Source organism: Streptomyces sp. 8K308 (assembly GCF_004348315.1).
Lineage (GTDB): Bacteria > Actinomycetota > Actinomycetes > Streptomycetales > Streptomycetaceae > Streptomyces.
In genome coordinates this window covers 1-26,587 of the sequence record NZ_SMKC01000023.1, presented here as the reverse complement: position 1 = coordinate 26,587, position 26,587 = coordinate 1, and the positions used below count along the sequence as shown (strand labels likewise).

The following is a 26,587-nucleotide window of genomic DNA, read 5'->3' as shown; positions in this document are numbered from 1 at the left end:
TCAACCTGCGATCACTACGGCGTCTTCTTGGTCGGTCACGCGCAGGGCACGGGTAGCCATGACCGTCATGAGCAGGCCGCACGTGGTCAAGCCCGCGGCGACGAGGTAGATGGGCCGGGGACCAGCAGTCGAGTCGGCGATCAGGCCGCCGAACAGGCCGGCGCAGGCGGCCGCGACCTGGTATCCGGAGGCGTTGACGGCCATGGCCAGCGTCGGAGCTTCGGCGGCGGTCATCATCACGCGTGCTTGCATGCCAGGGATGATCGCGAAGCCGAGGAGGCCAATCGCCACGACTGCCACCACGGTGAGTGTCGTGGAGGTCGCGACGAACCAGCTGCCCACCAGGATTACGGCCAACAGACCGAGGAGGGCCGGTTGGAACAGCTGCGAGTCGCGGTCATAGAGCGCCCCGCCGACGAGGTTGCCGATCGTCGCGCCGATGCCATAGGCGAGGAGCAGGATCGGCAGCCGGGTGGTGGGATGTCCGCCCAGATCCGTGAGCAGCGGGGCAAGGTAGCTGAACACCATGAGCACCCCGACGTTGCCGACCGCGGTGATGGCCAGTGCCACCAGGACCGTGGCCCGTCGTAGCACCCGCAATTCCGAGACCGCCGAGGTCCGACTCTCCTCGCTTGGGGAGGTGAGCTGCCAGAACACCAGACCGAGGCCGATCAGGCACGCCACGGAAATCGCAGCGAACGTCGCGCGCCAGCCCCACTGACTGCCGATCTGGGTGCCGATGGGCGCACCGAGGATCACGGCCAGGTTCATCCCGAACGCCAGCCGGGCAACCATGGTCCCGGCTCGCTCGGGTGGCGCGGACTGCACCGCGATCACGATTGCTTGGGCGAAGAAGGTCGAGGTCACCAGCGCGGTGACCACCCGAGCCGCCAGAAGCAGGGAGAATCCGGGAGCCAGGGCGGAGACCGCGTTCCCAACCACCGCGACGGCCAGCAGGACCAGCATCAGCCGCTTCCGGTCGATCCCGGCAGTCACCGCGGTGAGCAGCGGGCCACCGATGACCATGCCGGCGGCGTACGCGGTGACCAGTAGCCCTGCGGTACCGACGGTGACCTCGAGGTCGGAGGCGACCTCGGGCAGGATTCCGGCCACCACGAACTCACCGGTGGTGATGCTGAAGACGCAGAACATGAGGATGACGAGCCGAGGCATGCCCCGAACGCTAAACTCTCACGTCGACGTGAGAGTCAAGTCGAACAGCGAAGGAACTCAGGTGAAGATCGGAGAGCTGGCAGACCGGACCGGAGTCAGCGTGCGAGCGCTGCGCTACTACGAGGAAAAGGGTGTCCTGCGGCCGGACCGAACCCCCAGCGGGTACAGGATCTTCGCCGACTCAGACATCCGCAGAGTGGCCCACATCCAGACCCTCCTCGCAGCGGGCCTCGGCATGGCCCTCATCGGCGAGATCCTGTCCTGCCTGTCCGGCGAGTCCCTACTACTAGACGACTGCCGCGAACGACTCGAAGCAGAGCGCCGCCGGATCACCGGCGACATCGACCAACTCGTCCACACCCGGTCACTGCTCGACGACCTGCTCGCGTCCACGCGAGCCCCGGCCGAACACCACCACGCCGTGTCATCCATCGCATACGACCGCCCCCGCCTGTCACGAACCTCCTAACCCGCAACAGCTAGAGGCCGCGGCACTGGCCCGACTTCGGGCCGCTCACCGTGTTGGTCGATCCGTTGTTCACCGGTGGCTGAGCGTTGTCGCCGCACGTCAGTGGGCCGCCGATCGTGTTTCCCGCGATCACGTGCCACCAGTGCGTCCCGGTCACCGCCACCGGGCCGGTGATCGTGTTCGGCGCGCAGCCCAGTACGGGGTTGCCGATGGTCACCGACGAGGTCCCGGACGACGTGACCGGGCCGGAGATCCGGCTGTCGCAGCTCACCACCGCCGCGGCGCCGTCGGCGCGCAGCGGACCGGCGATCACGGCACCGTCCACCTGGAGGGAGGCGCCGGCACCCACCGACACCGGGCCGGACACCGTCGTTCCGTCCAGGCAGGTCACGCCCTCGGTCACCGTCAGCGGCCCGGCGTGTCGGCCGGTGATCACCCGGTCGCATTCCGCGCCGGCGTACGTGTCGACCACGTCGACCATGGCCGTCACCGGACCGTGCTCGGTCGAGCCGTGGACCGTGAGCCGGCCGGCCGTGTCGGTGGCGTCGTCCGGTACCTGGTCCCATTCCACCGGGGCCGGCTCGGTCGACCCGTCGGCCGTGGTCAGCACGTCCACCGAGTCCGGCAGCGCCACCTCGTCGCCGACCTGGGTGGCCGTGTACACGGTGTCCTCGACCACGTGGGACGCGCGGCTCTCGGAGAAGACGTCGATCGACGCGTTCGGCTCCCAGGTGTGCGGCATGCCCGGTACGGGGGTGAACATGGACTGCCATCGCGCGGGCTCCCATGCCAGCACGCCCGCGCCCCGGTTGTCCGGGATGTCGTTGGCGAGCCGGAACACGCGCTGGAGGGCGTCCGCCTGCCCCTGAACGGTGCGCGGGTAGGTCGAGTTGGGCATTGGGGCACCGCCGCCACCCGACGCCGGGTACGAGGTCTCCGCGACCTCGATCCGGTACCCCGGGTGCGCCGCCGCCACCGCGTTGACGTTGCGCTCGTGGTGTTCCGGCGACCCGTGCCACTCCGGGTAGTACGAGTGGGCGAGCACGTCCGGGTCAGCGCCCTTGGCGTTGACCCGGTTCAGGTACTGGTCCCAGAACTCGAGCGCCTTGTCCCGCATGCCGTTGCCGATGGTGATGTGGGTCTCGACGTCGATGTCCTCGCCGTGGTCGGCCGAGACGTCGCGGACCGCGCGGATGCCCGCCGCGGACAGCGTCGTGAACCGGTCCCACGCCTCGTCGTAGAGCCGCTGCTCCTCCGGGTCCTCGGAGTTCCAGTACTCCCAGAGCAGGCCACCGCCGGGTTGCGACTGGTAGAGCTCCGGCTGGTCCCGGAAGTACGGGGGATCGGTGGTGCCGATCAACGCCGCCTCGCTGCCGTACAGGAAGCCGTTGGTGATCTCGTTGCCGATCGCCACCTTGTCCGGCGTGGTGCCCTGCTCGATCAACTGCTCGACGTAGTCGTAGGTGTAGTCGTACACCGCCTGGGTCAGGTCGTCGAACTCCAACTGGGCCCAGGCTCGCGGCTTCGGCTGCTTGGCGGGGTCGGCCCACGAGTCCGCGTAGTGGAAGTCGATCCCCAGGCCCATGTCCCGCTCGGCCTTGATCCACCGGGCGACCTCGAGTGACCGGTCCGGGCCCTGGTACGGGACGGGCAGTACGTCGCCCGACGACTCGTAGCGGGGTTCGTTGAAGACCCGCAGCCGGGTGTACTCGAAGCCCCGGTCCTGGAGGACGTCGAGCAGGTGGGGCCCCGCGCCCGGGTCCTCCTCCGTCGGGCTCACCCAGTACTCGCGCCCCTCGGCGACATCGTTGTCCACCCAGGAGGCGTCGGCGCCGAGGACCAGGTCGTCGCGCAGGTAGTTGTAGACGCTGAGTTCGCTGATCCCCGGCGTCGCGCCGGGCGAGGCTCCCGTGAACGTCACGCGCACGAACCGTGTCCCCGGCTGGGTGAAGAGGTCGACCGATCCGCGCGAGGGTTCGTGGTTGGTCGAGTGATCGGCGATGACGTTCCACCTGTCGCCGTCCGGGGAGGACTCGACCCGGTACTGGTAGACCGCCCCGGCGTCCGGGAGGACGACTTCGACCTTCCTGACGTTGTCGTAGGCGCCGCCCAGATCGAGCGTCAGCCACTGGGTGGCGGACGTGCCGTCCGCCACCCAGGCGGTCTGCTCGTCCTGGTCGATCGCCAGATCAGCGGTGGACGCCCCGCTGCTGACGTCGACGCCGGCCCAGGGCTTCTCGCTGATGTCGCTCTCGATCGGCGAGATCTCGGCCTCGCCGACGTACGCGGCGGCCGGGGCGGCCGGCCCGAGTGCCGCCATGCCGCACGCCGCCACGACCGCGGTGACGGCGCCGAGTGCCGTGCGGACGGGATGTCCTCGCGTCATTGCTCGCTCCTCGTCTCTGTGCCCCACCGTGCGCCCGCCGCGCGTCGGAACGGCGAACGAAACCGGCGATGGGATGCGCTCATGACAAAGCTCGACCTCGAAGGGCGGCCCGAGCCGCGCCGCCAGGCGGGGCGTGCGGCGAGTTTTCGGGACTGGCGTGTCGAACCGGTGGAGGGCGAACTCCCCGGGCGGCTGATGCGGCTCGTGTTGTCGCGTTGGAGAGCGGTGTCACTCCTTTGGTTTCCGTTGATTTTCGGGGACGGTACTGAGCTGTCCGGGCAGGCGGCTAGCCGTCAACTTCGCCAGGATCTCGCGGGCTTGAGGTAGTCCTGACCAGCGTCACGTTGCCGACCAGGGGGCATCACCGCAGGTGGCGACCGGCTGTCGTGGTGGCCTGAATCCATCGATCCAGGGCCGATCGGACCTCCCCAGGCGACGGGATCCAACGTGATCAAACGAATCGCCACACAAAGTCGGCGCACAGGTATTGCCGCCCCGACTGACCCGCCCCTAGCCTGCGTTGGCAGCAGCCCGCAGAACTCGGAGGCCGTCATCCGGCCCCTGGCCGCGGCCGGCTTCATCGTCCCCGGCCCTCACTTCCAGCACAACTTCAACGACATCTATAGCGGCAACACCTCCCGGGACGTCTCCGAGATCCTCACCCAGACCCTCGCGCCGAACCAGGGCGGCGGCCCGCTGGCCGGCCACATCAACACCCAGGCCGGCCTCGGCGTGTCCGGCCACTCCCTGGGTGGGATGACCACCCACGGCCTGGCCCGACAGCTGGAGCACCACCGCGATCCCCATGTCCTGCGTCGACATGGGAAACCCCAGCGGCATGGTCTCCGCCAAGTCCCTGTTCATGCACGGCGACCGCGACGAGACCACCGCCTACTCCTCCGCCCGTCAGGCGTACTCCGAGATGCCGGCGCCCAAGCCGTTCCTCACCTTCCGTGGCATCGGCCACTCCTCCTACTTCGGTGACTCCCGGACCGTCAACACCTTCGTGGACTGGATGCGCCGGGGCCTCTACGGCGACACCGCCGCACGCGACCGCCTCCCCGCCGACGCCCAGGGCTCCAACACCACCTGGGAGTTCGTCGGCGAGTCGACGGCCCGGCCGCCTACCGCCTGATCGCCCAGCACAGTGGCAAGGCGGCGGACATCAGCGAGATGTCCACCGCGGCCGGGGCGCGACTCATCCAGTGGACGGCAGGCAGCGGACTCAACCAGCGGTTCGAGTTCCTCGACTCGGGCGACGGCCACGTCCGCGTCAAAGCCCGCCACTCGGGCCTCGTGCTGCAGGCCGCCGGCGACCAGGGCGGCGCCGACATCACCCAGCAGCCCGACACCGGTGCCGCCAACCAGCAGTGGCGGATCGTCGACCAGGGCGACGGCACGGTCAGCCTGATCAACCGCGCCAGCGGCCTGGCCATGGACGTCTGGGAGTACTCCACCACCGACGGAGCCCGCGTCTCCCAGTGGACATACACCGGCGAGGCCAACCAACGCTTCACACGCCAACGCGTCTGACCGGCCGCGGTACTCGGCGCGGCGGATCGACACCCCGACTCCACCAAACCCGGGGCACATCAGCCAGCTGGGGCAAGCGTTCGTAGTCGCGGACGTTGCGGCGGGCGTGCATCAGCCAGCCGATGGTGCGCTCGACGCGCCAGCGCCGGGGCAGGACGACGAAGCCCTTCGTCCTGCGGGGGCGGGCGACGGTTCGCAGGGTGATCCAGAGACGGTCCTCGGCCCACGCGGTGAGCTGGCCGGCGTAGAAGCCTTTGTTCTATCGATCGTGGTGATCACCGGTTCGAGTGCGGCAACTCGGTTGGATGATCTCCAGCCGAAGCAGGCATGAGAACAGGGCCTCCTGCTCAGCTCGGGATTGCTGAAGTCCTTCGAGCGTCAGGAGGCCCTGTGCCGCAGTCTCGCGTTCCGTTGTCCTCGTCGTCCAACTCGGTTGTCCGGTCGTGTGATTGCCTCGCGCACGAGTACGGCAGTGCGGGGGATCGTGCGGACAGACGGCCGAGGTATCCGTCGGACATGACGGATGCGGAGTGGGCCTGGGGGCGGGGCTGTTGCCGGTGCCGGGATGGCTGGAGGGCAGGGGCGGGCAGCCGGAGGGCTACTGCCACCGGCAGATGATCGACGCGGTCGGCTACCTCGTGGCCGGAGGCAATCACGTGGCGGGCGATGCCGACCGATTTCCCAGCATGGGACCGCGTCTACGCCTTCTGGCGGCGATGGCGGGACAAGGGCTGGGCCCGCGAACTGCACGACCGACTTCGCGACCGGGTTCGCGACCGGGTCCGCGACCGGGTCCGCGAGGCCGGGGGACGGGACGCGGAGCCGACAGCCGGGGTCATCGATGCGCAGTCGGTGAAAGCGGCCGCGTCGGTGCCGGCCGCCACCCGGGGCTTCGACGCCGGCAAGAAGGTCGACGGCCGCAAGCGGCACATCGTCGTCGATACCCTCGGGCTATTGCTGACCGTGATGGTCACGGCAGCGTCGGCGTACTCGCCCTGGTCGGCGACGGTAGTCCAGGCCGTAGATCATCTGACAGGCTGGTATGGGCAGTTCCCGGCTTCGCCTGCGGCCCGGCCCACCACGTCCCACGATCTGAAGCAGGAACATCACGCCACGGCGATCGGGGAGGAGCCCGGAGTGTTGGAGAGGATCACCGCCCGCCGCGCCGCACTGGACGCGCTGGCCGACGAGCCCGCCGAGCTTGCGGGAAGTGATCGCAACCTGCAGGCTGCTATAGGAAGGTGGCAATGGTTTCGGACAGGAGCGAGCGGGTGGTGGTGCTGCGGCACCCCATCGAGCGGGTGTGGGCCACGCTGACCACCGCCGAAGGGCTGTCAGGATGGTTCGGCTCGGTGGCTGAGATTGATCTGCGCCCCGGTGGGCGGGCGTTCGATCACAGTCGTTGACCCGCCCTACCGCTTCGCCTTCAGATGGGCAATGGAGGGCTTGCCGCAAGACAGCGCACCCCAGACGTTTGTGGAGTTCACCCTGGAGCCTGTGACCGAGGGCACCCGGCTACGCCTGGTGGAGAGCGGGTTCGCCCAAGCCGCCGTCGAGATGGCTCGATCCGCACACAAGACCAACAGCCAGGGGTGGGACGCCGAACTCGCCGACCTTGGGACCTACCTCGATGCGGCCGCCTGACCCCGACCGGCAGGCCGTTGCGGTGTTCGCGGCGCTGACCGATCCGATCCGGAGAGCGCTGCTGGACGAGCTGGCTCGTGCTGGGCCGGCCACGGTGACCGAGTTGGCGCGGCGGCTGCCCATTAGTCGGCAGGCGGTGGCCAAGCACCTCGGCCAGCTCGCCGAAGCGGGCTTGATCAGCCCCGGCGAACCAACCGGCCGCCGTCACCCTTACCGGCTGGAACCTGCCTTGTCGGTGATGGTGGAGATGGTCTGCTTGGACACCTCCGCCCCGTACACCTCGGCAAGATGAGCCGATACCTCCCCGTGTGTGAGGCCCCTCACGGACAGGGAGAGCACCATCTCATCCGCGCGCCACTCAGGCGGCGCTGCCGCTTATTGACGATCTGCGGCTCGAAGCTGCCGGCGGTGTCGCGGGGCACCCTCACCTCCACCGGGCCGACGTCGGTCAGCACGGTCTTGGCCCGGGTGCCGTTGCGCTGTTGCCGTTGTTCTTCCCGACCGGATCGTGCTTCTCGTAGCCCACGTGTTCGGTGATCTCGCCCTCCAGTGCGGACTCCAGTACCCGCTTGGTCAGCTGCTGCAACAGCCCGCCCTCGCTCGTCAGCCGCAGCCCCTCGCTACGAGCGCGGTACCAGCGTCGCGACGAGCTGCTCGTCCGTCGTCGCGCTGGACACCACCTCGGTCGACTCCTGGAGGGGCGTCGACTCCACGGCGGTCTCAGTCATCACCAACCTCTTCCCTGATCATCAGATCCGCCGTTGATTAGACACTCCCGCTGCTCGCGTGTCGCCGTCCACCTCGACGTCGGCTCCGTCGACGCGAACGAGGGCCTGCTGGGCCTCGGCAAGGTCGCGGGTGGTCTCACCGGCATCCAGGGCAACCGCATCGCCCACGACGGCCCGGGGCCGCTCCGGAGACGGGTGGCCGCCGCCTGTTTCACCGCGGCGACGGCCGTGGGCCCCGTGCTCAGTCGGGCTGCGCTGCGCCCCGCCAGACCGTGAGGTCGACGGTCACATACGAGCTGGGTGAGTCGGCGGGCGCGTATCCCCGGACGGTGACCAAGCCGATGTCACCGGCTTCGGTGAGCACGCAGATCTCCGAGCCGCCAGGAGCGTTGTTCCTGGGGATGTTGCCTGTGAAACGAGTTACCGAACGGCACGTGTCGAGTGTGGCGGACTCCCCCTCTTCCAGGAGGACCATGCTCGTGCCCTCCACTCCGGCTCCCAGTCTGCCGTCGTGGCTGAAGCCGAAGTCGCCCTCGTAGTGGACGCCCTCCACCGCGTCCTCCGGCCTCGGCGGATCGTCGTGGAGCCAGACGAAGTGGCCGCCGGGAATGTCGACGCCCTCGTAGACGGCCGGGCCCGGGGCGCCCTCCGGCTCGGTGGTGGATTCGGCGGTGGGCTCGGGCGCTGTGGGTGACGGCGTCGCTTCCCCGGTCGCCTCACCGTCATCGCTCTGCTCCGTCGTGGCCCCATCCCCGTTCAGCAGCGTGACGCCGATGACGCCCCCGACCAGCGCCACGCACAGCGCGGCGACGGACGCCAGCAGCACCGCCTGTCGTCCACCCCTGCGGCGCCGCGGCTCGGTGGTCGGCACCGTGGTGGGCGCGGGCCCGCTCGTGGGGTACGGCCCCGGAGGGTACGGGGTCGGCGCGGGCTGTGCCGCCGGGGCGGTGTCCCGCGCCGTGCGGTGGTTGTCGATCTCGGCGGCCACGGCGGGCGGCAGCCACTCGCCGGTGGGTGGCGGGTGATCGGCGGCCAGCCGCTGGCAGCTGGCTATGACCTCGGCGGGGGAGGGCCGTTGGGTCGGGTCCTTGGCCAGGCAACGGAGCGTCAGCTCCCGCAGGCCGTCCGGGAGGCCCGACAGGTCCGGCTCCTCGTGCACGACCCGGTACAGCACGGCCGGGGACGAGCCTTCCCCGAACGGTGGGCCGCCGCCGGTGACGTAGGCCGCGATGAGGCCAAGCGCGAAGACATCCAAGGCGGGCGTGCTCGGCATGCTCATCGCCTGCTCCGGCGCCATGAACGCGGGGGTTCCCGCGGTGACGCCGCTACGGGTCAGCGACGTGGCGTCGGCGGCCCGGGCGATACCGAAGTCGATCACCCGCGGACCGTCCGCGGCCAACAGCACGTTGGACGGCTTGAGATCCCGGTGAATCACGCCCGCTCGATGGATCGCCTGCAACGCCTCCGCGATGCCGGCCAGCACCCACGCCGTCGTCGGCACCGGCAACGGACCGTGGGACCTGACGACGGTGTGCAGCGAGGGACCGGCCACATAGGCGGTGGCGAGCCAGGGCCGCGGTCCCTCCGTGTCGCTGTCCACCACCGGAGCGGTGTACAGGCCCTGCACCCGCTCCGCGGCCCGCACCTCCTGCTGGAACCGCCGCCGAAACTCGGGGTCGGCGGCCAGTTCAGGACGGATCGCCTTGATGGCGACCGCCCGGCCACCGGGTGTGCGCGCCAGGTACACCTTCCCCATACCGCCCTCGCCGAGCCGATGGGTGAGCCGGTAACGGGCGATCGTGGACGGGTCGTCAACCGCCAGAGGAACAAGCACGACTTCAGCCTAGCGACCGGCGTGTCCGTCGAGGACGTCGTCCATACAGCCGGTGCGGCGGTGTGATGGTCGTATCCGTGGGTGTGCGATTCCGTGACCGTTGTTCCGGGGGCGGTTCAGCGCGACCGCTGGCACATAGGCCTGCTCGCCCGCGAAGCCGCCCGCAACGTGTTCGGCCCAGGCGCCCTGGAGCCGCATCTGACAGGGGTGGGCGCGGTGTTCCTGGTCTGGCCCACGCTCGACGATCTGGACGCCGCGCGGGAGGCCGTGGGGGTCATCGCCAGGCACGCGCGCCGGCTGGTGTTCCTGTCCTCCGCGGCCGTGCGGGACGGGGCAGCCGAGCAGGGTGACGTCATTGGCCGTGCCCACGCCGAGATCGAGCGGGCCATCGAGCGGTCCGGCATGGCGTGGACCTTCGTGCGGCCACACGCGTTCGCCGCGAACGTGCTCCACTGGGCACCTGCCATCCGCTCGGGCGAACCGGTGCGCGTCCCCTTCGCGGAGATACCCGACGTGCCCATCGACGAGCGGGACATCGCCACCGTCGTGGTACGCGCCCTCACCGAGGACGGGCACGCCGGGGCGCGTTACGAGGTGACCGGTCCCGAGCGACTGACGCCGGTGCAACAGCTGCGCATCATCGGCGAGGCCGTCGGCCGCGAGCCGCGCTGGGAGGAGACGCCGCCGGACGAGTGGGAGCGCCAGATGCGGGACCTGGCCATGAGCGACGAGGATGTGGCGGGTCTGCGGCAGGCATACGAGGACCTGCGGTCCGCTCCCGCTCCGGTCACCGACACCGTGCGGCGGCTCACCGGCCGACCGGCACGCACCTTCCGGGAGTGGGTCGGCGACCACGCGGGCGACCTGATGGGCCCGCTGCCGCGGGTCCGCCGCGGTGACAGTGGGCTCGTCCTCGTCAGCACCTGGACGCTGCCCGACGCGGAACGCCAGCGCGCCGCCGCGGACGCCGCGATGGACGCCTGGCGGGACGCACCGTGGCCCGCGGGCATGCTCTCCCACAGCGTGCTGCTCGGTACCGACGGCCGTACGGTGCTGCACTACCCGCAGTGGACCGGCGACGACGCCTTCGCCTCGTTCCAGCGCACCGACCCTCCCACCCGCGTCGAGAGCATCGATGAGGCGGTACCCGGCATCGTGCGGAACGGCGTCACCCGATACCGGCTGCATCGCAGCGCGGTGTTCCCCAGGCCCGTAACGCCCGGAGTCATCGCGCTGGAGTCCTTCCGGGTCGACTCCGGGGACGCCGGGCGGAAGCTCGTGGACTCGCTGCTCGCGCGGCACCCCGCCATCACCGGCGACGGCGAACCGCCCAGCGGTGCGGGGGCCGAGCACTTCCACATCGCGGTGGACGGCGGCCAGGTGATCAACTACGCCGAGTTCGCCGACGAGGCCGCGTACCAGCGGGTCGTGGATGCCCGGCCACGTGCGCGCGCTCACGCGGAGACCACCCCCGAGTCCGCACGCTACGTGCCGTACCGGACAGCCGTCGCCCGGTAGTCGAGGGGGGAGAAAACCATGGACACAAGAGTGGCGACACCGCCTCGGGCCGAGGCCGGATGGCGGGAGTGGTCGGGGCTGGCCGTGCTGGTCCTGCCCACCCTTCTGATCTCCCTCGACATGTCCGTTCCGCACCTGGCGGTGCCGGACCTGAGCGCGGACCTCAGGCCATCGAGCACGCAGTTGCTGTGGATCGTCGACATCTACGGATTCCTCATCGCCGGACTGCTCAAGGCATGCAGGTGAGGAAGGTCGCAGGCGCGGGCGGCCGTGGTCCACTCGGTGAGCTTGGTGTCGTTGCGGCGGCGGGAGTGAGGAGTCCGGCGAACTCCTTGACCAGGCGGGCGAGGTCGGTCATCTCGGGGCAGGCGACGGTAAGCTCCCGCAGGAGCTGGCTGTCCTTGTCCCGCAGGTTGTCAGGGCGGGTGAGGATGACGGGCGAGACGGCGGGGCGGCCTCGAACTCGACCGGGTTGCGGCCAACGCCGGCCTCACCCTCCCCTACCAAACGGCCGCACCGAGGGCGTCAACACGCGAACCAAGCGGATCATGAGGCAGTGCACGGCCGAGCCCGGTTCGTCCTGCTCCGCCACCGCGTCCTCCTCCAGTGATCAGCACCCGGCGCTACCACCGATTACGGGCACAGCCGCTCGCTTTACGGTCTCCTGACCGACGTCGAACGGGCCGGGACGTGTCGGGTTGACGCCGGGCATGTCTGAGGCGGGTCGCAGCGGTTGAAGGCCGACGGCGACCGCCGTCCTTTTCGCCGACCCTGTGGGGTATGCGGGGGCAGCGGACGCCAGGATCAGGAAAGTGCCTGGTCAGAGGGGTATGCCGGGTAGGCTGTAAATCTGCCGGCTCAGCCTACCCAGGTTCGAACCCTGGCGCCGCCACAGTGAAGAGACAGCCTCTGACCAGCAGAGGCGCCGGGGCGGAGGCTGTTTTGCTGCCCCCGAACGCCGCTCGCGAGCAGGAACACGGCCTTTGTTGCCCTCTGTCTCGCGCCTTTCCCGCCCTTGGTTCAGTCCCCTCTTCCCCATGTTGTCCCCCAGGGGAAGAGGTCCTGCGGCTACCTCTCGGCGTCGTCCCACTCGCGCATCGCGGCCTCGATGCGCTGGTCGCAGCGCGCTCCTCGTTCCGCGCGAGGATCTTGGCGCAGGTCGTACGGCCTGTGGGCGAGCATCGACGCGGCCTCTCGTCGGTCAGCACGGCGTCCCTGGCCTTCGCCCAGACCTTGCCGTAGCCGCTCTCCTGTCCTCGACGGGTCCGAAGCGCGTCGTTCGTTCCGGCCTCGTGCACAGCGGGTACATGACGCACATGAGCGTCGAGTCGCTGCCGCGCGAGTACCACATGATCTCCCGTCAGCGCACCATCGCGTCCGTGGCCGCGGGAGCGTGGCTCCTCCTGATCACGGGCGGGCTGTGGGCCGGCGGGGACGACGTCTCCGCGGCGGCCCGGCTGATCGGGACCGTCCTGGCCCCGGTGCTCTTCGCCTGGCTGACGGTCGCCCTGCGCCGGTCCGGGACGTACGTCGACCTGGACGGCGTCCGGGTGCGCGGCGTGCTGCTGACCCGGCGACTGCGCTGGGCGGAACTGCACGACATCCGCGTCGAGTCGAACACCGAGGCCTCACCGCTGTTCGGCCAGCCGGCCACCCTCGCCTACGCGTACCGTCGGGACGGTCGCCGGATCCAGCTGCTGTACTTCGACGAGAACCAGCCGGTCTTCCAGCGCGAGGTCGAGCTGGTGCGGAACGTCTGGCAGGAACTGCGCGGGCCTGACTGGGCGCCGTCGCCGGAGGCTCGGGCCGCCGACGCCCGGCGCCGGGACCGCCGGCTGCTGATCGGCACGCTCGGGCCGGTGGCCGTCTTCCTGCCGTTCGTCGTCCTTCTCCTCGTGCGCTGACCGGCCCCGGCGCCGTAGGCGGTCCCGCTGGCCTCGATCTCCGCGGTGTGCTCGATCGCCCAGCCGGCGGCCTCGTCTCCGAGCAGACCGTCGACGAGCTCACGACCCAGCTCGTCGACGCGTACGGCACGGTGGACGGCCTGGTGGACAACGGCGGCGTCGTCCTGGCCAAGCCGCTGCTTGAGCAGACGGTCGAGGACGTCGACCGGGTGATGCACGTCAACACCATGTCCTGCCTGGTCACCGCCAAGCGCGTGGTTCCGGAGACGGTGAGGGCCGGCGGCGGCTCCGCCGTCAACGTGTCCTCGGTCGGCGCACTCGTCGCGCTCCCCGACATTGGCGTTTACCGCGCCTCGAAGGCCGCCGTTCGTCGGCCTCACCCGCTCACTCGCGATGGAGTACGCGTGTGCCGTGGCGCAGGCGGCCTCGATGTCGCCTCTACAGAGGCGGGCGATGGTGGCGCGGGTGAGGAACGGGGCCCTGGGCCCCGTTGTGGCGTTGCATCCCTTCACGCGGCGGGCCCCGGCCGAGTGGGAGGTGAGCCTGCGCAGTCCGCCGCCTGGCCTGACGGCCGGCTGGTGTCGAGTTTCAGGAGTTCGACCCGCCCGAGCGGGTTGCCCGGGGAGCGGTCCCGGCGCCACGGTGATCACCGCCCGCGAGTACGCGAATGGTCACAGGGAGTCGTTCGGCCTGAGGGAACGCACGCGTGGTAGCTGACCGAAGACCTGGCGGATCCCGCTGAACCCCCCTCTCGCGGGGGCGTAAGACCGGTGGGCGGCATGATGAGCGTGTGGATTTCGAGCCGTACCGTGGTGAGTTGGTGGCGTTCTGCTACCGGATGCTGGGATCGGTGCACGAGGCCGAGGATCTAGTGCAGGAGACGCTGCTGCGTGCCTGGAAGGCCCGTGACCGGTACGACCCGGCGCGCGCGTCGGTGCGGACCTGGCTGTACCGGATCGCGACCAATGTGTGCCTGACCGCGTTGGAGGGGCGCAGGCGGCGTCCACTGCCGTCCGGGTTGGGGGTGCCGAGCGACGATCCCGGGGCGCCGCTGGTGCCGGCGCTCGATGTGCCCTGGCTGGAGCCGTTCCCCGACGCGCGGTTCGATGCGGAGATCAGGGCCGATCTGCGGCTCGCGTGGGTGGCGGCGGTGCAGGTCCTGCCGGCGCGGCAGCGGGCGGTGCTGGTGCTGCGCGAGGTGCTGGCGTTCACCGCCGCCGAGGTCGCCGAGCAGTTGGGGACGACGGTCGCGGCGGTCAACAGCGCGCTGCAGCGGGCCCGTGCCGCCCTCGCCGACGTGGGCGACGCCGGTGCGGTCACCGAGCCGGACGATCCCGAGGTGCGGGCGGTGATCGGGCGGTACATGCGGGCGTTCGAGGCGGCGGATGTGCCCGCGCTGGTGCGGCTGCTGGCCGACGACGCGGTGCTGGAGATGCCGCCGGTGCCGCTGTGGTACCGGGGCAGCCGGGACTACGGCCGGTTCCTGGAGCGCGTGTTCGGGATGCGTGGCACGGGCTGGGGCATGAGGGAGCTCACCGCAGGCGGGCAGCCCGCGCTCGCCGCGTACGCGCCGAAGCCCGGCGGCGGGGGCCGCCTGCACACGGTGCAGGTCTTCACCGTCGCCGACGGCCGCATCGCGCGCAATGTCGTGTTCGCCGATCCGCGCGTGTTCGACGCCTTCGAGCTGCCGGGCGAGCTTTCCGCCGACGAGTTCCGCCGGGAGCGATGAGTCGGGGCGGTGCGGCCGGTACGTACCGGTGAGCACCGAACCGAAGGGAGCCTCATCGTGAGCGTCATCGTCATCGAGTTCATCACCCTGGACGGGATCGTGTCCGACCCGGACGGGTCCGCCGGGTCGTCGCGGGGTGGCTGGGCATTCCGGTACGGCCCGGAGGCGGTCGCCGGGGACAAGTTCCGGCTCGGCCGCACGCTGGACGAGGGCGTACTGCTGCTCGGGCGCGCCACCTGGCAGCTGTTCTCGCGGCTGTGGCCGGGCCGCGACGACCCGTTCGCCGCGCGGATGAACGCCGTGCCGAAGCTGGTCGCCTCCCGCACCCTGACTCACGCCGACACGTCGGCGTGGGCGAACTCCCAGCTCCTTGACGGCGACCTGGTCGACGCCGTCAAGCATGAGCGGCGGGACGTGGTCATCACCGGCAGCCTGAGCGTCGTGGACCGGCTGAGGGCCGCGGACATGATCGACGAGTACCGGCTGCTGACCTTCCCCACCGTCCTCGGCACCGGCCGGCGGCTCTTCCCAACCGACGGCCCCCACGCCGAGCTGGAGTGCCTGGCCGCCGAGCAGGCCGGTGCCGCCGTCCTCACCCGCTACCGGAGGACCGCCCGATGACCGCCGAGGGCTGCGCCGCCACACGGTCGGCCGCGACCTGGTCGCTGAACGAACGAGGCTGAGGAGCCGCCCCTCGGATCGTCCGCGTCGGCACCGGCGAGGGACGCCGGCCCGCCCGAGCGTTGCGAAGCGACCAGCCACCGACGCTGGCCAGTCGACGCGACTCGTTGGCTGACGGGGCCGACTGCTGCTTCGAACGGCGCTCAGACCCGCATGGCCGATCGCGCGCAGCGTGCCCTCGTGACTAGGCACGGTTAAATCGCGACCGGCCGTACGTGGGGAACTCCAACGGCTCTGATCAACATCTCGGGGTCGCCGAGCGTGACGGCTCACGGAGTGAGCAAGTGGGCGTCATGGCCGCTTGAGGTGCTGTTCGAGGGTCGTCAGGATGTCGTTGACGGGGCCGAAGGTGATCATGGCGGTTGTTCCGCCCGCGATCTCGCCGCGCAGGGGGGTGAGGGCGTGGTGTGCTTGTGTGGCGAGTGAGGCGTCGTGGAGCAGGATCGCGGTGTGTGCGTTGACGGTCCAGAGTGTGTCGTACAGGTGGTCAGCAGGGGGTGTGGGCAGGGTGGCGGCGGCGTGGCGGGCCGCTGCAAGGTTGCCGTGGGCGAGGTCGAGGAGGGGCTGGGCCCAGGGGCGGTAGGGGCCCCAGTCGAGGTCGGGGTTGGTTGGCGCGGGGCGCCGGTGGCGCATGCGGAGTGAGAGGAGTGCGAGCGCGAAGATGCCGGCTTCCACTCCGGGCATGCCAGCGCCGGCGAGGTCGGTGGCCACGGTGCGATAGGCGTAAGCGACCTCGGCCGGGTCGTTGGATCGTTCTGCCAGGCACATGGTCCGGAAAGCGGTGGTGAGAACGTGAACGAGTGGGGTCTCGTGGAGGGTGGCGAGCCGCTCCGCCGCCACGACGTGGCGTTGCGCGGCCTGGCTGTCGCCGCGGGCCGCGTGGACCTGGATCTTGATCAGATGGCCGAGGATCTCGAACATCGGGAGATCATGCCGGGCGGAGAGATCGATGAGCTCGCCGGCGATGGCGTCGCGTTCACCGGTGCGCCCGGGGCGCTGGAAGGACTGCACGAATCGCGCGTTGAGCGCGAGTACCAGCACGTTGGGGTCGCGCAGGTCTCGGGCAAGTCGCTCGGCTTCGGTCGCCGCCTCGGCGGCCCAGCGGTCTCGGGTTCCGCGATGCTCGAGCCCGATGGTGGCGAGCAGACGTGCTCGAAGCGGGGGTGGAGCCCCTGGCCCGAGCCGGTGCAGAGTGCGTCGAGTGGTCGCGACCAGGGCCTCGGACCGTCCGGGATCGTCGGCGCGCGTCCAGATGGTGGGGACGTCGTACGCCGCGATCACGCGAGCGGTGCGATCGGGGTCTCCAGCCCGTTCGGCTTCCGCGGCTGCCGCGGCGCGTTGCTCTTGGGCAAGTGCCAGGTTGGTGCCGCCTGTAAACGCGGCGACCCTGGCCACGGTGGTCATCGAGCGCAGCCGGGTGTAGGTCCCCGTCGCTTCTGTGCGCGTGAGCAGGCGCAGCCGGTTCTCGCCCCCCGGCGCGGGCGTGAGGTGTGCAGCGTGCCGGAGGATGTCACGTTCGAGATGGTCGAGACTGTCCGCCGATTCCAGTGCGAACTGTTCCAGCAGCCTGGCTCGCGCGTCACGCAGTGAGGCCAGCGCCTCGACCTGACGGCCAGCTTGGTAGAGAGCATGGGCAAGCAGGCCCCAGGCATGCTCCCGCCACGGGTGTGCGGCTGCGAACGCCTCCAGCTCCGGGACCAGGGGCGCACCGCGTCCGAGGTCGAGCATCGCCCGCGCACGCAGCTCGACGGCTTGACGGTGCAGTTCTGCCAGGCGGGCACGCTCTGCTGTCACCCAGGACGAGGCGTCGAGGTCTGCGTACGGCTCGCCCTGCCACCAGGAGAGCGCTTCGCTCAGCGCACGGGCAGTCTCGCCGCTGGGTTCGTCGCGCACGGCCGCGAGGGCGTCCTCGAAACGATGGGCGTCGATGTGCGCCCGTGGAACCCGTAGGGCGTATCCGGTACCGACGGTGGCGATGACGTGCGACCGGGTTCGCGGGAGACGATCCGGTTCAAGGGCGCGGCGCAGCTCGGCGATGAAGGTGCGGACCGTCCCGGCCGCTGAGAGCGGCGGGTCCTCCCAGAGATCATCGACCAGCACCGACAGCGGCACGGCCCGGCCGCCTGCCGCGACCAGCCGTCCCAGAAGCTCGCGGCGACGCTGGCTGCCAACCGCTACAGGGCGGCCCTCGGTGTCCCTGACCTCGATCGGTCCGAGCACCTTGACGAGGATCTCCATGCCCTCATTGTCGTTCTCATCGTCGTCGGCTTCAGGCTGCCGCTACTGATCCACTGCTAACCCGGCTGACCCATCCTCCCTGTTGTTCACGCATCCACCCATGAGCGTCAGTAGCTCACATGTTCGACAAGGGGATCGGCAACGATGGGCATCACCATTCCGGGGTTCGAGACCAGGCCGATCGGCGTGGCCGACGGCATCGAGCTGAACGCGGCGGTCGGCGGAGAGGGGCCGGCCATCGTGCTGCTCCACGGCTTTCCCCAGACCCACCTGATGTGGCGGCATGTCGCTCCCATCCTGGCCGAGCACCACACCGTGATCTGCCCCGATCTTCGCGGCTACGGGGCCAGCAGCAAGCCCGAAGCGGTCACCGAGGACACCTACTCGAAGCGGACGATGGCCGCGGACATCGTCGGCCTGGCTGAAGCACTCGGGTTCGACCGGTTCGCGCTGGTCGGGCACGACCGTGGCGCGCATGTTGCGTTCCGGGCCGGCCTGGACCACCCGGACCGGATCAGCCACCTGGGAATCCTGGACATCGTTCCCACTTTGGACACCTGGAACGTCCTCCACGGGGTCAGCGCGGCGGTGGCCTTCCACCTGTTTCTGATGGCCCAGCCGCCCGGTCTGCCCGAGCAGATGATCGCCAACAGCGCCGAGGCATTCTTCGGCCACTTCCTCGACACCTGGTCCACGAGCCCGCAAGCGATCCCGGCGCCCGTGCGCGCCGAGTACCTTCGCGCATGCCGGAACGCCGTTGCGTCGATCGTCGCCGACTGTCGCGCCACCGCCACCATTGATATCGCACATGACCAAGCCGACCTCGACGCCGGCAACCGGCTCACGATGCCGGTGATGGTCGTCCAGCAGGACTGGGGCCAGCAGCTGGGGTTCGATGCCACCGCGACCTGGCGGCCGTGGGCCACAGACCTTCAGCACTTCACCACCCAGGCGGGCCACTTCATGGCCGAGGAGGCCCCAGAGGACATCGCCACGCTGATCCTGAACCTGGTGAAGCGGTGATAGCCCTGGACGGACCGGTGCCGACCGAACTCACCGGAGACCCTGACGCGCTCGGCGCGAGGGGGCCGCAGGGACCCATTCCAACCAACGGATCACCGACGAGCTGGCCGCCCTCTGCTACGTGATCAACCGCCGCACCGTCACCAGACACCTCACGCTTGTGGGACTGAGCAAGCGACGATTCCTTGACGCAAACGGCGAGAACAACCGCAAGCCGCGCACGATCATCGCCCGCTGGCCCGGCCCCATGGCCCACCTCGACATGAAGAAGGTCGGCCGGATCCCCGATGGCGGTGGCTGGCGTATCCACGGCCGCGACAGCGACGCAGAGCGAGCCGTCGACCGTGCCAAGACCGCAGGCGCGAGACGCGGCTACGGCTACTCGGCGCCTGCTACCAATCCGGCGGCTTCGCCCGCATCGTGGGTAACCAAACCCGTCACCAGAAGACCAAGCCCTGCACACCCCGACACAACGGGAGATGGAGCGCTAAGGGCAAGGTCAGGCCAGCGGTCACGACGGAGGCAGACAAGTCGTCCGGTGCGTAGCGATCATCAGCTTGCCCTCGTCGTGACCAAGGTTCTGGCGGTCTAGCGGTGTTCCGGGCCGACCTTCCGGGAGTTTCAGGATGCATCGCGGGCGCTGCTGGCGTCCGGTTACCTGGAGCTCCTAACCCCGGTCTCCAGTGTGTGTTTGAACAGGCCGAGTCCGTGATCCATCGCGGCAGCTATCGAGGTGGCGAGATCGTCAGGTTGCACGTCGTGGATCCACACGAAGCGGCTGTGGCCTGCGCCATGAGCGAAGACCTGCATGGACGCATTGTTATGCGTGGGCCGCAGGGTGTCGCCGACGACGGAGTACGCCAGTCGGCGTGCCTCGTTGTCCAATGCGACCAGCCGCTCGCGTGCCACGGTTCCATCGGCGAAGGTGACGACCCTGACCGTCGGCTCATCAAGCCGGGTGGCGGTCACGAAGCCCGGCGCCATCCGGAGGGGCGCACTGGCGAATTCGCCGATAACCGCCCATACGTCCGAGGGATCGGCCTCGATGAGGATCTCCTTGAGCACGGAAGCCATACCTGTCTCCTGTTGCGATCGACTCTTGCGTGGAGAAATCTGCCATCCGGTGCCGGACCGGACCGGTTCGCCCTACGCGGCGACGACGCAGAACTGGTTGCCGTCAGTGTCGGCCAGCACGACCCAGCCGTCTTCGTCGAACCGCTGCACCTCGGTGGCGCCCAGCGCCCGAATCCGGTCGACCTCGCCAGTCAGGTCATCGGTGAATAGGTCCAGATGCAGCCGGTTCTTGCCTACCTTGGGCTCGGGGACGATCTGAAGCGACAGGCCCACGCCGCGCTTGGCCGGGTCTTCCAGATAGGCGGTGCTGTCGTCCGAGGACGCGACCTCGTACCCGGTGACCGCCTTCCAGAAGGCGATGCCGCCCGCCAGGTCATCCGTGTCGATACAGATATTACCGATGCCGATACGCAATGCAGTCTCCCAGAATCTAACCAATGTAAGCGATACGCTAGTTAGATACACCGGCCATTGTCAATAGCCGGTTACAGTCGAGGGGTGGCCCATGACCCTGCTGCCGGCGCTCAGCCGGACGACGACTCCGCCGGCCTCGCCCCCATGCCGCTGCGCCGGATCGAGGAGTTCATCAACACCCGTCGCCGGGACGGCGACGACATCGGCACACCACCGCGGTTGGCCGACTGGCTGCACGCGCGCGAACTCCTGCCCGACGACGTCTCGGTCAGCGCCGCCGAACGCGACCGGGCCGAGGCGGTGCGCGAGGGACTGCGCGCACTGATCGCCGACAACAACGCAAAGCCCGTCTCCAGCCCGCGGCCGGACGGCCTTAATCCCGAGGCTCGGACCGCACTGGCCCAAGTAGCCCGTGATCTCCCGGTGATGCTGGACACCACCACCCGTCCGCCCAGGCTGGTGCCCTGCACCCGAGCATCGGCGGACGCCGCACTGGCCACGCTCCTGGCCATCGTCGCCGACGCCGTTGCGGCCGGTACGTGGACCCGGCTCAAGGCATGCCGCGAACCGAGCTGCCGTTGGGCCTTCTACGACCACTCCCGCAACCGGCGCAGGACCTGGTGCTCCATGGAGACTTGCGGGAACCGCGCCAAGGCCCGCGCCTCCCACCACCGCAAAGCCACCGCACACTCCTGAACAAGATCAAGGACGGCGACAGACCGCGATGTCAAGATCTCGAGCAGCGTGCCCCGCCCGCCAGATTGATCTTTAAGCGGGTGTGCTGCGTGATCAGATACGTGACGTGCTGCTGCCGCATCTGGCGGCCGTCGCCATCGAAGATGTCCAAGTCGTCGGCTCTGGAGTGCGGATTACCGCCTCGGCTGTGGCGGAAGCCGCGCGGTGCCCGGGGTGCGGGACGAACTCGCGACGTGTCCACGACCGTTACCGCCGTCAGCTCGCCGATGTCGCAGTCGGCGGGCGGCCAGTGATGATACGCCTGGCGGTTCGCCGGTTCCGGTGCGAGGCGTCGGCGTGCCCGCGCCGGACCTTTGCCGAGCAGGTCACGGGACTGACCTTCCGCTATGGCCGGCGAAGCCAGCTCCAGGAGACGATGCTGGTAGCGATCGGCCGCGTTCTGGCCGGGCGGGCCGGCGCCCGTCTGGCGGACATGCTTCACTGCACGGTCAGCCCGAACACGCTGCTGCGCCGCGTACGGGCCCTGACGGCCGAGCCACCGGAGAAGTGTCCCAGGGTGCTGGGCGTGGACGACTTCGCCCTCAAGCGGGGCCACGTCTACGGCACCGTGCTCATCGACATCGAGACCGGCCGTCCCGTGGACGTGCTGCCGGACCGCACCGCAGAGACTTTCACCGCCTGGCTGAAGCAGCATCCGGGAGCGGAGATCGTCTGCCGGGACCGGGCCAGCGCCTACGCGGAGGCTGTCCGCACCGCCGCTCCCCACGCGATCCAGATCGCGGACCGCTTCCACCTCTGGCTCAACCTGTGCAAAACAGTCGAGAAGTGCGTCGTCGCCCACCGCCGCTGTCTCACCTCACCCGAGGATGAGGCCCAGGGCGAGGTGATGGAGCCGCCCACCGGGTCACCGGGGATCGAGGGCAAGCGGGCGGCGAACACCCGCCGCCACTTCGCGGCGGTGCACGAGATGTACGACAAGGGCGTCACCATCCAGGTGATCGCGAAGGCGCTGCGCATGGACCGCAAGACGGTCCGCAAGTACGCCCACGCGGCCACCGTCGAGGAACTGCTGGCGCCACCACTCCAGCGTCGGCGGATGCTGCAACCCTGGGCCGAGTACCTCACCATGCGCTGGCAGGAGGGCTGCACCGACAGCGGACGACTGTTCCGCGAGCTCCAGCAACGCGGCTACCGCGGCAGCAGCCGCAGCGTCCGACGCTGGCTGGAACCCCTGCGATCCGCCGAGGCCCCGATACCCAAGCAGTCCGATGCACCCACCGTCCGACAGGTCGTCGGCTGGCTCACCCGCCACCCCGACGACCTCACCTCCGGCCCACGGCTCAGACTCAAGCGTATTCTGACCCGTTGCCCCGAACTCGCCGATCTCCGCATGCACATACAGGGCTTCGCCAGGATGATGAAGCATCTCGACGGCCACCTGCTGCCGCGGTGGATCAAGGCGGCCGAGGGCAGTGAACTGCCACCCCTGCACGGCTTCGCTCGCAACCTCAACAAGGACTTCGACGCCGTGACCGCCGGCCTGACCCTGCCCTACTCCAGCGGCATGGTGGAGGGCCACGTGAATCGGGTCAAATTTCTCAAACGCCAAGGCTACGGACGAGCCAGCTTCGACCTCCTCCGACGCCGCATCCTGCTCACTCCGTGAGCCGTCACGCTCGGTCATCCCGATATGTTGATCAGAGCCGCTCCAACTGGCCGTCGTTGTCTGCGGAAGATGGATGGTGGGGAGCCGGTCGACGTACGCGGCGGCCACGGGGGCTATGAGCACGGTGTGTCGGTAGCGGCGACCTCGGCCGGACAGGCGAACGTGTCGATGCAACTGCTGACCGGCAGCCGGGATCTCGAAGCGGTCGAAGCGGCGGGTGGGCGGGCACACGCGTCCGTGCAGGGCAGGCGGGCGGTGTCCTGCTGCATGAGACGGGGCCACCGCGAGGCACGGCTCGCCAAGTCTCCGGCTCGCTACCGGGAACAGATGGCCAGCGATCGCTTGGAGGACGCAGTCTGCGACGGGAGGAAGCGGAACTTGAACTCGGGAGCTGAAGACCGCCCTCGCCGGGCATCAACGGCGCTTCACCACTCGAAGTCCAACTGGCTTGCGGAGCAGTGCGCCCGCCTGCGGGAGGAGATCCGCGGACCGGAGGAAGCGCTCCGGGAGGCGGAGCGTGCGGGTTGCCGCTCAGCGGCGTTGCGACGAGCTAGAGGCCGAACTGGTCATCGCACAGGATGCAGCCGAGCGCGAGGAACCGGAGCAGTGCGCCAGGGAGGAGGGATTGCGGTTGGCCATGGCCGCCGAGGAGATGGCGGAGCGCCTTCAGGCGACGGAAGAGGGAGGCCATCGGTTGAAGCCTCCACCGGCACCGCGGAGCGGCCCGTCCACCAGGGATGGCAGGACACGGGCGGCCCGCCGCAGCCGTCGGCGGGCCGCCCCCGGGTCAATCTCCCGGATGCCGGACCGTCAAGCTCCGTGTCTCACGACGTGAAGTTGACGTCGGAGCAGATGAAGTAGGTCTGGTCCAGGTGCGAGGCCTGCCAGATCGTGTAGACCACGTGGTGTCCGGTGCGTCCCGGGGCATTCACGTTGTTGATGACGTAGTGCTGCTGGTTGGGGTAGCTGCCGGTCTGCCTCACCAGTTCCAGGTCGTCCCAGCCCAGCGGCTCGCGGGTGGGGTCGTATCCCTGCTGGGTCACGTAGACCTGGATGTAGTCGGCGCCGTGGCTGGCCTGGTCGTACAGGTCGATGGTGAAGGTGTTGCGGACGTTCGTCGTCCGCCAGGCGCCCACCTCGTCGAGCGAGCTGGCCAGGCCGCCCTGGGCGTCACCGGCGCTGCACAGGTTCCCGTTCGAGATGTTCTGCTGGAACTGGCCCCGGAGGTTCTCCCGGAACAGGCTCATCCAGTTCCACATGGTGTTCGGGTTCCTCTGGAACGCCTGCCAACACATGGGTTCCTGCTGCTGCATGGCCGGGTTCAGGTGGTCGTTACCCCAGCGCTCCCAGCAGCCGTAGCTGCGGGATGCCGGTGAGATGACCGAGCCGTGCGCCTGGGCGGTGTTGGCCCACGGGAACAGCAACAGGCCGAGCATCGCTGCGAGGAGCGGTGCCAGGACTCGCAGCGTCCATCTGCGGGGCTGGGCGGGTGTGTGTGTCTGCATGTGTGCGTTCTCCGTCTTCCGGAAGGTGTGTGGGGTGGAGATCCGGAGTGGGAGCGCTCCCAATTTTGCTGACACATTACCCGCTGAAACGGCGGCGAAACGTTCCGCGCCGCGCAGTCGCGGCGTTGGCTCAATGTCGGCGCATCGGGTTCATGGATCCGTTGCAGTTGCGGCAGGTCCGCGAAGCGTGCTCGGGTGGCGTTGGCTCCGGGGCCACACTCACCGGTGGCGCGACGCCGTCCACGAAGCCTTCCTCGTTGCGGCAGTAGTCCTCACCGCAGGTGAGAGCAGTCGGAACCAGGGTTCCGCGGGATGGTGATCACGTCGTCGAGCCGGTCGTGCACAGCGAGCAGGTCGGTGATCCGCTGGTCGATGCGGAGGCGCTCGGCCACCAGCTGGTCCAGGAGCGCCGGGGGCGCTTCACCCGAGCCCACACACGGCAGCACCTGGCGGACCACTCTGCTCGGGAGGCCCGCGGCATACAGCTGTTAGATCAGTCGGACTCGGCCGACGGCGGTGTCGGGGTAATGGCGCTGGCCGCCGGGCGGAAGGCGTGGAGCAGATCCTGTTCCTCGTAGTGGCGCAGCGCCCGGACGCTCGCTCCCGCCTTCTCGGCGACCTCACCGATGCGCACCGGTCCTCCTCTGTCCGGGCGGCCCGCCCAACTTGCACCTGACGCCAACGTCAGCTTTTAGCGCAGTGGGCCTCGGCGCTCGCCGAACATTCACCCCACCGATCTCACGAACGGCCGGTTCAGGCCGCGTGGAAAGGCAGAACGTCATGCGCGCAGTCCGGTATCAGGAGTACGGCGGTGTGGAGACCCTCGTGGTCGAGCAGGTGCCGGACCCCCGTCCCGGACCCGGCGAGATCCGCGTCCGCGTCGCGGCGGCCGGCGTCAATTCCGTCGACTGGAAGGTGCGTGCGGTGCGCGAGGTGCTCCCCGTGGACCCGCCCGCGATTCCCGGGCGTGAGGCCGTCGTCTTCCGGTTCCCTACAGCGAGACCACGCCCGACCAGATCAGCGAGGTCAACGAACTGGGGTACGCGGACATTGAGTTCACCACCGACACCAACGGCTGGCAGGGCGCCGAGGGCGGCATGACCGTGACCACGCGGTACGCGGGGCACTGGACGCCCTGTGTCCGGGATGATCCTGCAGATGCACACCGGGGACCCCGAGGGCCGCACCGAGGTGATCGACGCCCAGGCCCTGCCACGGATCCTCGACGCGACCACCGCCCACGGTTACCGCGTCACCGACCTCCGCACCCTCCTCACGCCCGCGGCCCACCCGATGTCGACCACCGCCAGCCCGAACTGACGCGGCGCGCGCGTCCGACACGCTTCCTGGACGACCCCTGCGCGCAACGGTGGGACGACCGCGCCGGCAGGCACACCTACGGCCGGGTCAGGAAGCCCGGTACATCGTCGCGCTCATCGTGCCGCCGACGGGGTCGAACGCGTTCATTCCGGCGGTGTCCGCACCCTCCAGCCAGAAGTTGACGTCGCACTCCCCGCAACCGTTCGAGCCGGCGAGGTGCACCGAGCGCCCGCCGTCGCTGACGCTCTCCAACACGAAGTCGTAGGAGCAGCCGAGGATGTCTCCCGTGAAACGGCTGCCGTCATAGGTGATCTGGTCGGAGCTCGACTCCCAGGTGCCCACCATGTCTCCGCTGACCTGCCCGTTCAGTCCGTCGTCCTCGGGAGGCTCGCCGCCTCCGCCTCCGCCCGAGGAGCCGCCGGATGAGCCGCCCGAGGAGCCGCCGGATGAGCCGTCCGACGAGCCGCTGGATGAGCCGCCCGACGAGCCGTCTGAGGAGCCACCGGATGAGCCGCCCGAGGAGCCGCCCGACGTGCCGTCGGTCGAGCCGCCGGACGACGAACCGCCGTCGGAGGAGTCTCCGGACGTGTCACCCTGACCGTCGGACGAGTCGTCGTCCGAGAAACCGTCGTCCGGGGAGTCGTCGGTCGGGCCCTCGGACGGGCCCTTGGACAGGTCCCCGCCCGAGCCCTCCTCAGACTGTCCCGGCGAGTCGTCTCCTGAGCCGTTCTCGGGCGTGCCCTCGGAGTGCGAGGCACCGCCCTCGGCATCGGTACGTCGGCCGTCGCCGGTGTCCAGCAGGCCGAGCGTCACCGCGAGCACCGTCGCCACCGTTCCCACCACCGCGCCCGCCACGATCACGGCGTTGCGGCGGCGGCCTCGCGTGTCCCTGCTCGGGGGCCGTCCCTTCGGTGGCGTGCCGGGGCGCGGGACGGCGCGCAGGTGCACGGTGTCCGTGGTGCCGGCGGGCGGTGCCGGCGGTGGCGTGTCGGCCGCCCGCTCCCGCACGGGCCCCGTGACGGTGCGCAGCTGCATCGTGTCCGACGCGGTGG

At 69.6% G+C, this 26,587-nt stretch carries 23 protein-coding genes, 1 tRNA gene and 8 pseudogenes; 19 read left to right on the top strand and 13 right to left on the bottom strand.

Annotated elements, in window-relative coordinates; translation table 11 throughout:
* Window positions 1-1,173: an MFS transporter gene (locus tag E1265_RS06045; protein WP_132929170.1), complete on the bottom strand. Its 1,173-nt coding sequence runs from the start codon at window positions 1,171-1,173 to the stop codon at window positions 1-3.
* A gap of 61 nt (window positions 1,174-1,234) precedes the next feature.
* Between E1265_RS06045 and E1265_RS06040 the strand changes: the two genes are divergently transcribed.
* Entirely contained in the window at window positions 1,235-1,642 is a 408-nt protein-coding gene (locus E1265_RS06040) for a MerR family transcriptional regulator (protein WP_132929169.1), read from the top strand.
* A 10-nt stretch (window positions 1,643-1,652) separates the two neighbouring features.
* On the opposite strand, the gene E1265_RS06035 is transcribed toward E1265_RS06040, so the two are convergent.
* Complete coding sequence (locus E1265_RS06035) at window positions 1,653-4,028, bottom strand: glycosyl hydrolase 53 family protein (RefSeq protein WP_132929168.1); 2,376 nt, start codon at window positions 4,026-4,028, stop codon at window positions 1,653-1,655.
* A gap of 510 nt (window positions 4,029-4,538) precedes the next feature.
* Complete coding sequence (locus tag E1265_RS37870) at window positions 4,539-4,850, bottom strand: hypothetical protein (protein WP_207930967.1); 312 nt, start codon at window positions 4,848-4,850, stop codon at window positions 4,539-4,541.
* Here E1265_RS37870 and E1265_RS38665 point away from each other — a divergent pair.
* Window positions 4,849-5,163, top strand: coding sequence for a hypothetical protein (locus E1265_RS38665; protein WP_243740565.1), 315 nt, complete (start codon window positions 4,849-4,851; stop codon window positions 5,161-5,163). The genes E1265_RS37870 and E1265_RS38665 overlap by 2 nt on opposite strands.
* Window positions 5,164-5,201: 38 nt before the next feature.
* Window positions 5,202-5,561, top strand: a complete 360-nt coding sequence (locus tag E1265_RS06025) for an RICIN domain-containing protein (RefSeq protein WP_243740564.1) — start codon at window positions 5,202-5,204, stop codon at window positions 5,559-5,561.
* On the opposite strand, the pseudogene E1265_RS06020 reads toward E1265_RS06025, so the two are convergent.
* Window positions 5,542-5,730, bottom strand: a pseudogene (locus E1265_RS06020) (IS5/IS1182 family transposase); the annotation flags it as partial. The gene E1265_RS06025 and the pseudogene E1265_RS06020 sit on opposite strands and share 20 nt — an antisense overlap.
* A gap of 347 nt (window positions 5,731-6,077) precedes the next feature.
* Here E1265_RS06020 and E1265_RS40635 point away from each other — a divergent pair.
* The 3 genes and pseudogenes from E1265_RS40635 to E1265_RS06005 all read left to right on the top strand — a co-directional run.
* Window positions 6,078-6,545 (top strand): annotated as a pseudogene (locus E1265_RS40635) (transposase); the annotation flags it as partial.
* 453 nt (window positions 6,546-6,998) lie between these two features.
* Window positions 6,999-7,205 (top strand): SRPBCC domain-containing protein, encoded by a 207-nt coding sequence (locus tag E1265_RS40210; RefSeq protein ID WP_279571405.1) that lies wholly within the window; start codon window positions 6,999-7,001, stop codon window positions 7,203-7,205.
* Entirely contained in the window at window positions 7,192-7,497 is a 306-nt protein-coding gene (locus E1265_RS06005; protein ID WP_132929166.1) for a metalloregulator ArsR/SmtB family transcription factor, read from the top strand. Before E1265_RS40210 ends, E1265_RS06005 begins: the two co-directional genes overlap by 14 nt.
* Here E1265_RS06005 and E1265_RS06000 read toward each other — a convergent pair.
* Window positions 7,434-7,933, bottom strand: a pseudogene (locus tag E1265_RS06000) (transposase); the annotation flags it as partial. The gene E1265_RS06005 and the pseudogene E1265_RS06000 overlap by 64 nt on opposite strands.
* A gap of 33 nt (window positions 7,934-7,966) precedes the next feature.
* Here E1265_RS06000 and E1265_RS05995 point away from each other — a divergent pair.
* Window positions 7,967-8,209, top strand: coding sequence for a hypothetical protein (locus E1265_RS05995; protein ID WP_132929165.1), 243 nt, complete (start codon window positions 7,967-7,969; stop codon window positions 8,207-8,209).
* On the opposite strand, the gene E1265_RS05990 is transcribed toward E1265_RS05995, so the two are convergent.
* On the bottom strand, window positions 8,175-9,767 hold the full coding sequence (locus E1265_RS05990; protein WP_243740563.1) for a serine/threonine-protein kinase: 1,593 nt from the start codon (window positions 9,765-9,767) through the stop codon (window positions 8,175-8,177). The two genes, E1265_RS05995 and E1265_RS05990, sit on opposite strands and share 35 nt — an antisense overlap.
* A gap of 93 nt (window positions 9,768-9,860) precedes the next feature.
* Here E1265_RS05990 and E1265_RS05985 point away from each other — a divergent pair, with 93 nt between their 5' ends.
* From E1265_RS05985 to E1265_RS05960, 6 genes and pseudogenes are all read left to right on the top strand, one after another.
* Window positions 9,861-11,285: an NmrA family NAD(P)-binding protein gene (locus E1265_RS05985; protein ID WP_165953660.1), complete on the top strand. Its 1,425-nt coding sequence runs from the start codon at window positions 9,861-9,863 to the stop codon at window positions 11,283-11,285.
* An 18-nt stretch (window positions 11,286-11,303) separates the two neighbouring features.
* Window positions 11,304-11,510: pseudogene (locus tag E1265_RS05980) on the top strand (MFS transporter); the annotation flags it as partial.
* A 562-nt stretch (window positions 11,511-12,072) separates the two neighbouring features.
* Window positions 12,073-12,177: transfer RNA gene (locus E1265_RS36860), tRNA-Tyr, on the top strand.
* 415 nt (window positions 12,178-12,592) lie between these two features.
* Window positions 12,593-13,189: a PH domain-containing protein gene (locus E1265_RS05975; RefSeq protein ID WP_165953659.1), complete on the top strand. Its 597-nt coding sequence runs from the start codon at window positions 12,593-12,595 to the stop codon at window positions 13,187-13,189.
* Between the two features lie 778 nt (window positions 13,190-13,967).
* A pseudogene (locus E1265_RS05965) lies at window positions 13,968-14,918 on the top strand (RNA polymerase subunit sigma-70); the annotation flags it as partial.
* 57 nt (window positions 14,919-14,975) lie between these two features.
* On the top strand, window positions 14,976-15,539 hold the full coding sequence (locus tag E1265_RS05960) for a dihydrofolate reductase family protein (RefSeq protein WP_132929161.1): 564 nt from the start codon (window positions 14,976-14,978) through the stop codon (window positions 15,537-15,539).
* A 351-nt stretch (window positions 15,540-15,890) separates the two neighbouring features.
* Here E1265_RS05960 and E1265_RS05955 read toward each other — a convergent pair whose 3' ends face one another.
* On the bottom strand, window positions 15,891-17,837 hold the full coding sequence (locus tag E1265_RS05955) for an AfsR/SARP family transcriptional regulator (RefSeq protein WP_132929160.1): 1,947 nt from the start codon (window positions 17,835-17,837) through the stop codon (window positions 15,891-15,893).
* Between the two features lie 144 nt (window positions 17,838-17,981).
* Between E1265_RS05955 and E1265_RS05950 the strand changes: the two genes are divergently transcribed.
* Entirely contained in the window at window positions 17,982-18,860 is an 879-nt protein-coding gene (locus tag E1265_RS05950; RefSeq protein ID WP_132929159.1) for an alpha/beta hydrolase, read from the top strand.
* An 88-nt stretch (window positions 18,861-18,948) separates the two neighbouring features.
* Window positions 18,949-19,340: pseudogene (locus E1265_RS38655) on the top strand (IS481 family transposase); the annotation flags it as partial.
* A gap of 174 nt (window positions 19,341-19,514) precedes the next feature.
* Here the strand turns inward: E1265_RS38655 and E1265_RS05940 are convergent.
* The gene (locus E1265_RS05940) at window positions 19,515-19,934 is read right to left on the bottom strand and encodes an SRPBCC family protein (RefSeq protein ID WP_132929158.1); all 420 of its coding nucleotides are present in this window, start codon (window positions 19,932-19,934) and stop codon (window positions 19,515-19,517) included.
* Between the two features lie 72 nt (window positions 19,935-20,006).
* Complete coding sequence (locus E1265_RS05935) at window positions 20,007-20,348, bottom strand: VOC family protein (RefSeq protein ID WP_132929157.1); 342 nt, start codon at window positions 20,346-20,348, stop codon at window positions 20,007-20,009.
* 84 nt (window positions 20,349-20,432) lie between these two features.
* Here E1265_RS05935 and E1265_RS38650 point away from each other — a divergent pair, with 84 nt between their 5' ends.
* The gene (locus tag E1265_RS38650) at window positions 20,433-21,044 is read left to right on the top strand and encodes a CGNR zinc finger domain-containing protein (RefSeq protein ID WP_243740562.1); all 612 of its coding nucleotides are present in this window, start codon (window positions 20,433-20,435) and stop codon (window positions 21,042-21,044) included.
* 106 nt (window positions 21,045-21,150) lie between these two features.
* A complete protein-coding gene (locus E1265_RS05925; protein ID WP_243740561.1) occupies window positions 21,151-22,710 on the top strand; it encodes an ISL3 family transposase in 1,560 nt (519 codons plus the stop codon).
* Between the two features lie 824 nt (window positions 22,711-23,534).
* On the opposite strand, the gene E1265_RS05920 is transcribed toward E1265_RS05925, so the two are convergent.
* The 3 genes from E1265_RS05920 to E1265_RS40625 form a co-directional block, all read right to left on the bottom strand.
* Window positions 23,535-24,215: a lytic polysaccharide monooxygenase gene (locus E1265_RS05920; protein ID WP_132929156.1), complete on the bottom strand. Its 681-nt coding sequence runs from the start codon at window positions 24,213-24,215 to the stop codon at window positions 23,535-23,537.
* 272 nt (window positions 24,216-24,487) lie between these two features.
* Window positions 24,488-24,649 (bottom strand): hypothetical protein, encoded by a 162-nt coding sequence (locus tag E1265_RS40630; protein ID WP_347877161.1) that lies wholly within the window; start codon window positions 24,647-24,649, stop codon window positions 24,488-24,490.
* Window positions 24,650-24,708: 59 nt separating this feature from the next.
* Complete coding sequence (locus E1265_RS40625) at window positions 24,709-24,849, bottom strand: MerR family DNA-binding transcriptional regulator (RefSeq protein ID WP_347877160.1); 141 nt, start codon at window positions 24,847-24,849, stop codon at window positions 24,709-24,711.
* A gap of 146 nt (window positions 24,850-24,995) precedes the next feature.
* Here E1265_RS40625 and E1265_RS38645 point away from each other — a divergent pair.
* Window positions 24,996-25,193 (top strand): annotated as a pseudogene (locus E1265_RS38645) (NADP-dependent oxidoreductase); the annotation flags it as partial.
* Between the two features lie 180 nt (window positions 25,194-25,373).
* Window positions 25,374-25,535: a hypothetical protein gene (locus tag E1265_RS36855; protein WP_165953657.1), complete on the top strand. Its 162-nt coding sequence runs from the start codon at window positions 25,374-25,376 to the stop codon at window positions 25,533-25,535.
* Window positions 25,536-25,622: 87 nt separating this feature from the next.
* On the opposite strand, the pseudogene E1265_RS36850 reads toward E1265_RS36855, so the two are convergent.
* Window positions 25,623-26,587: pseudogene (locus E1265_RS36850) on the bottom strand (hypothetical protein); the annotation flags it as partial.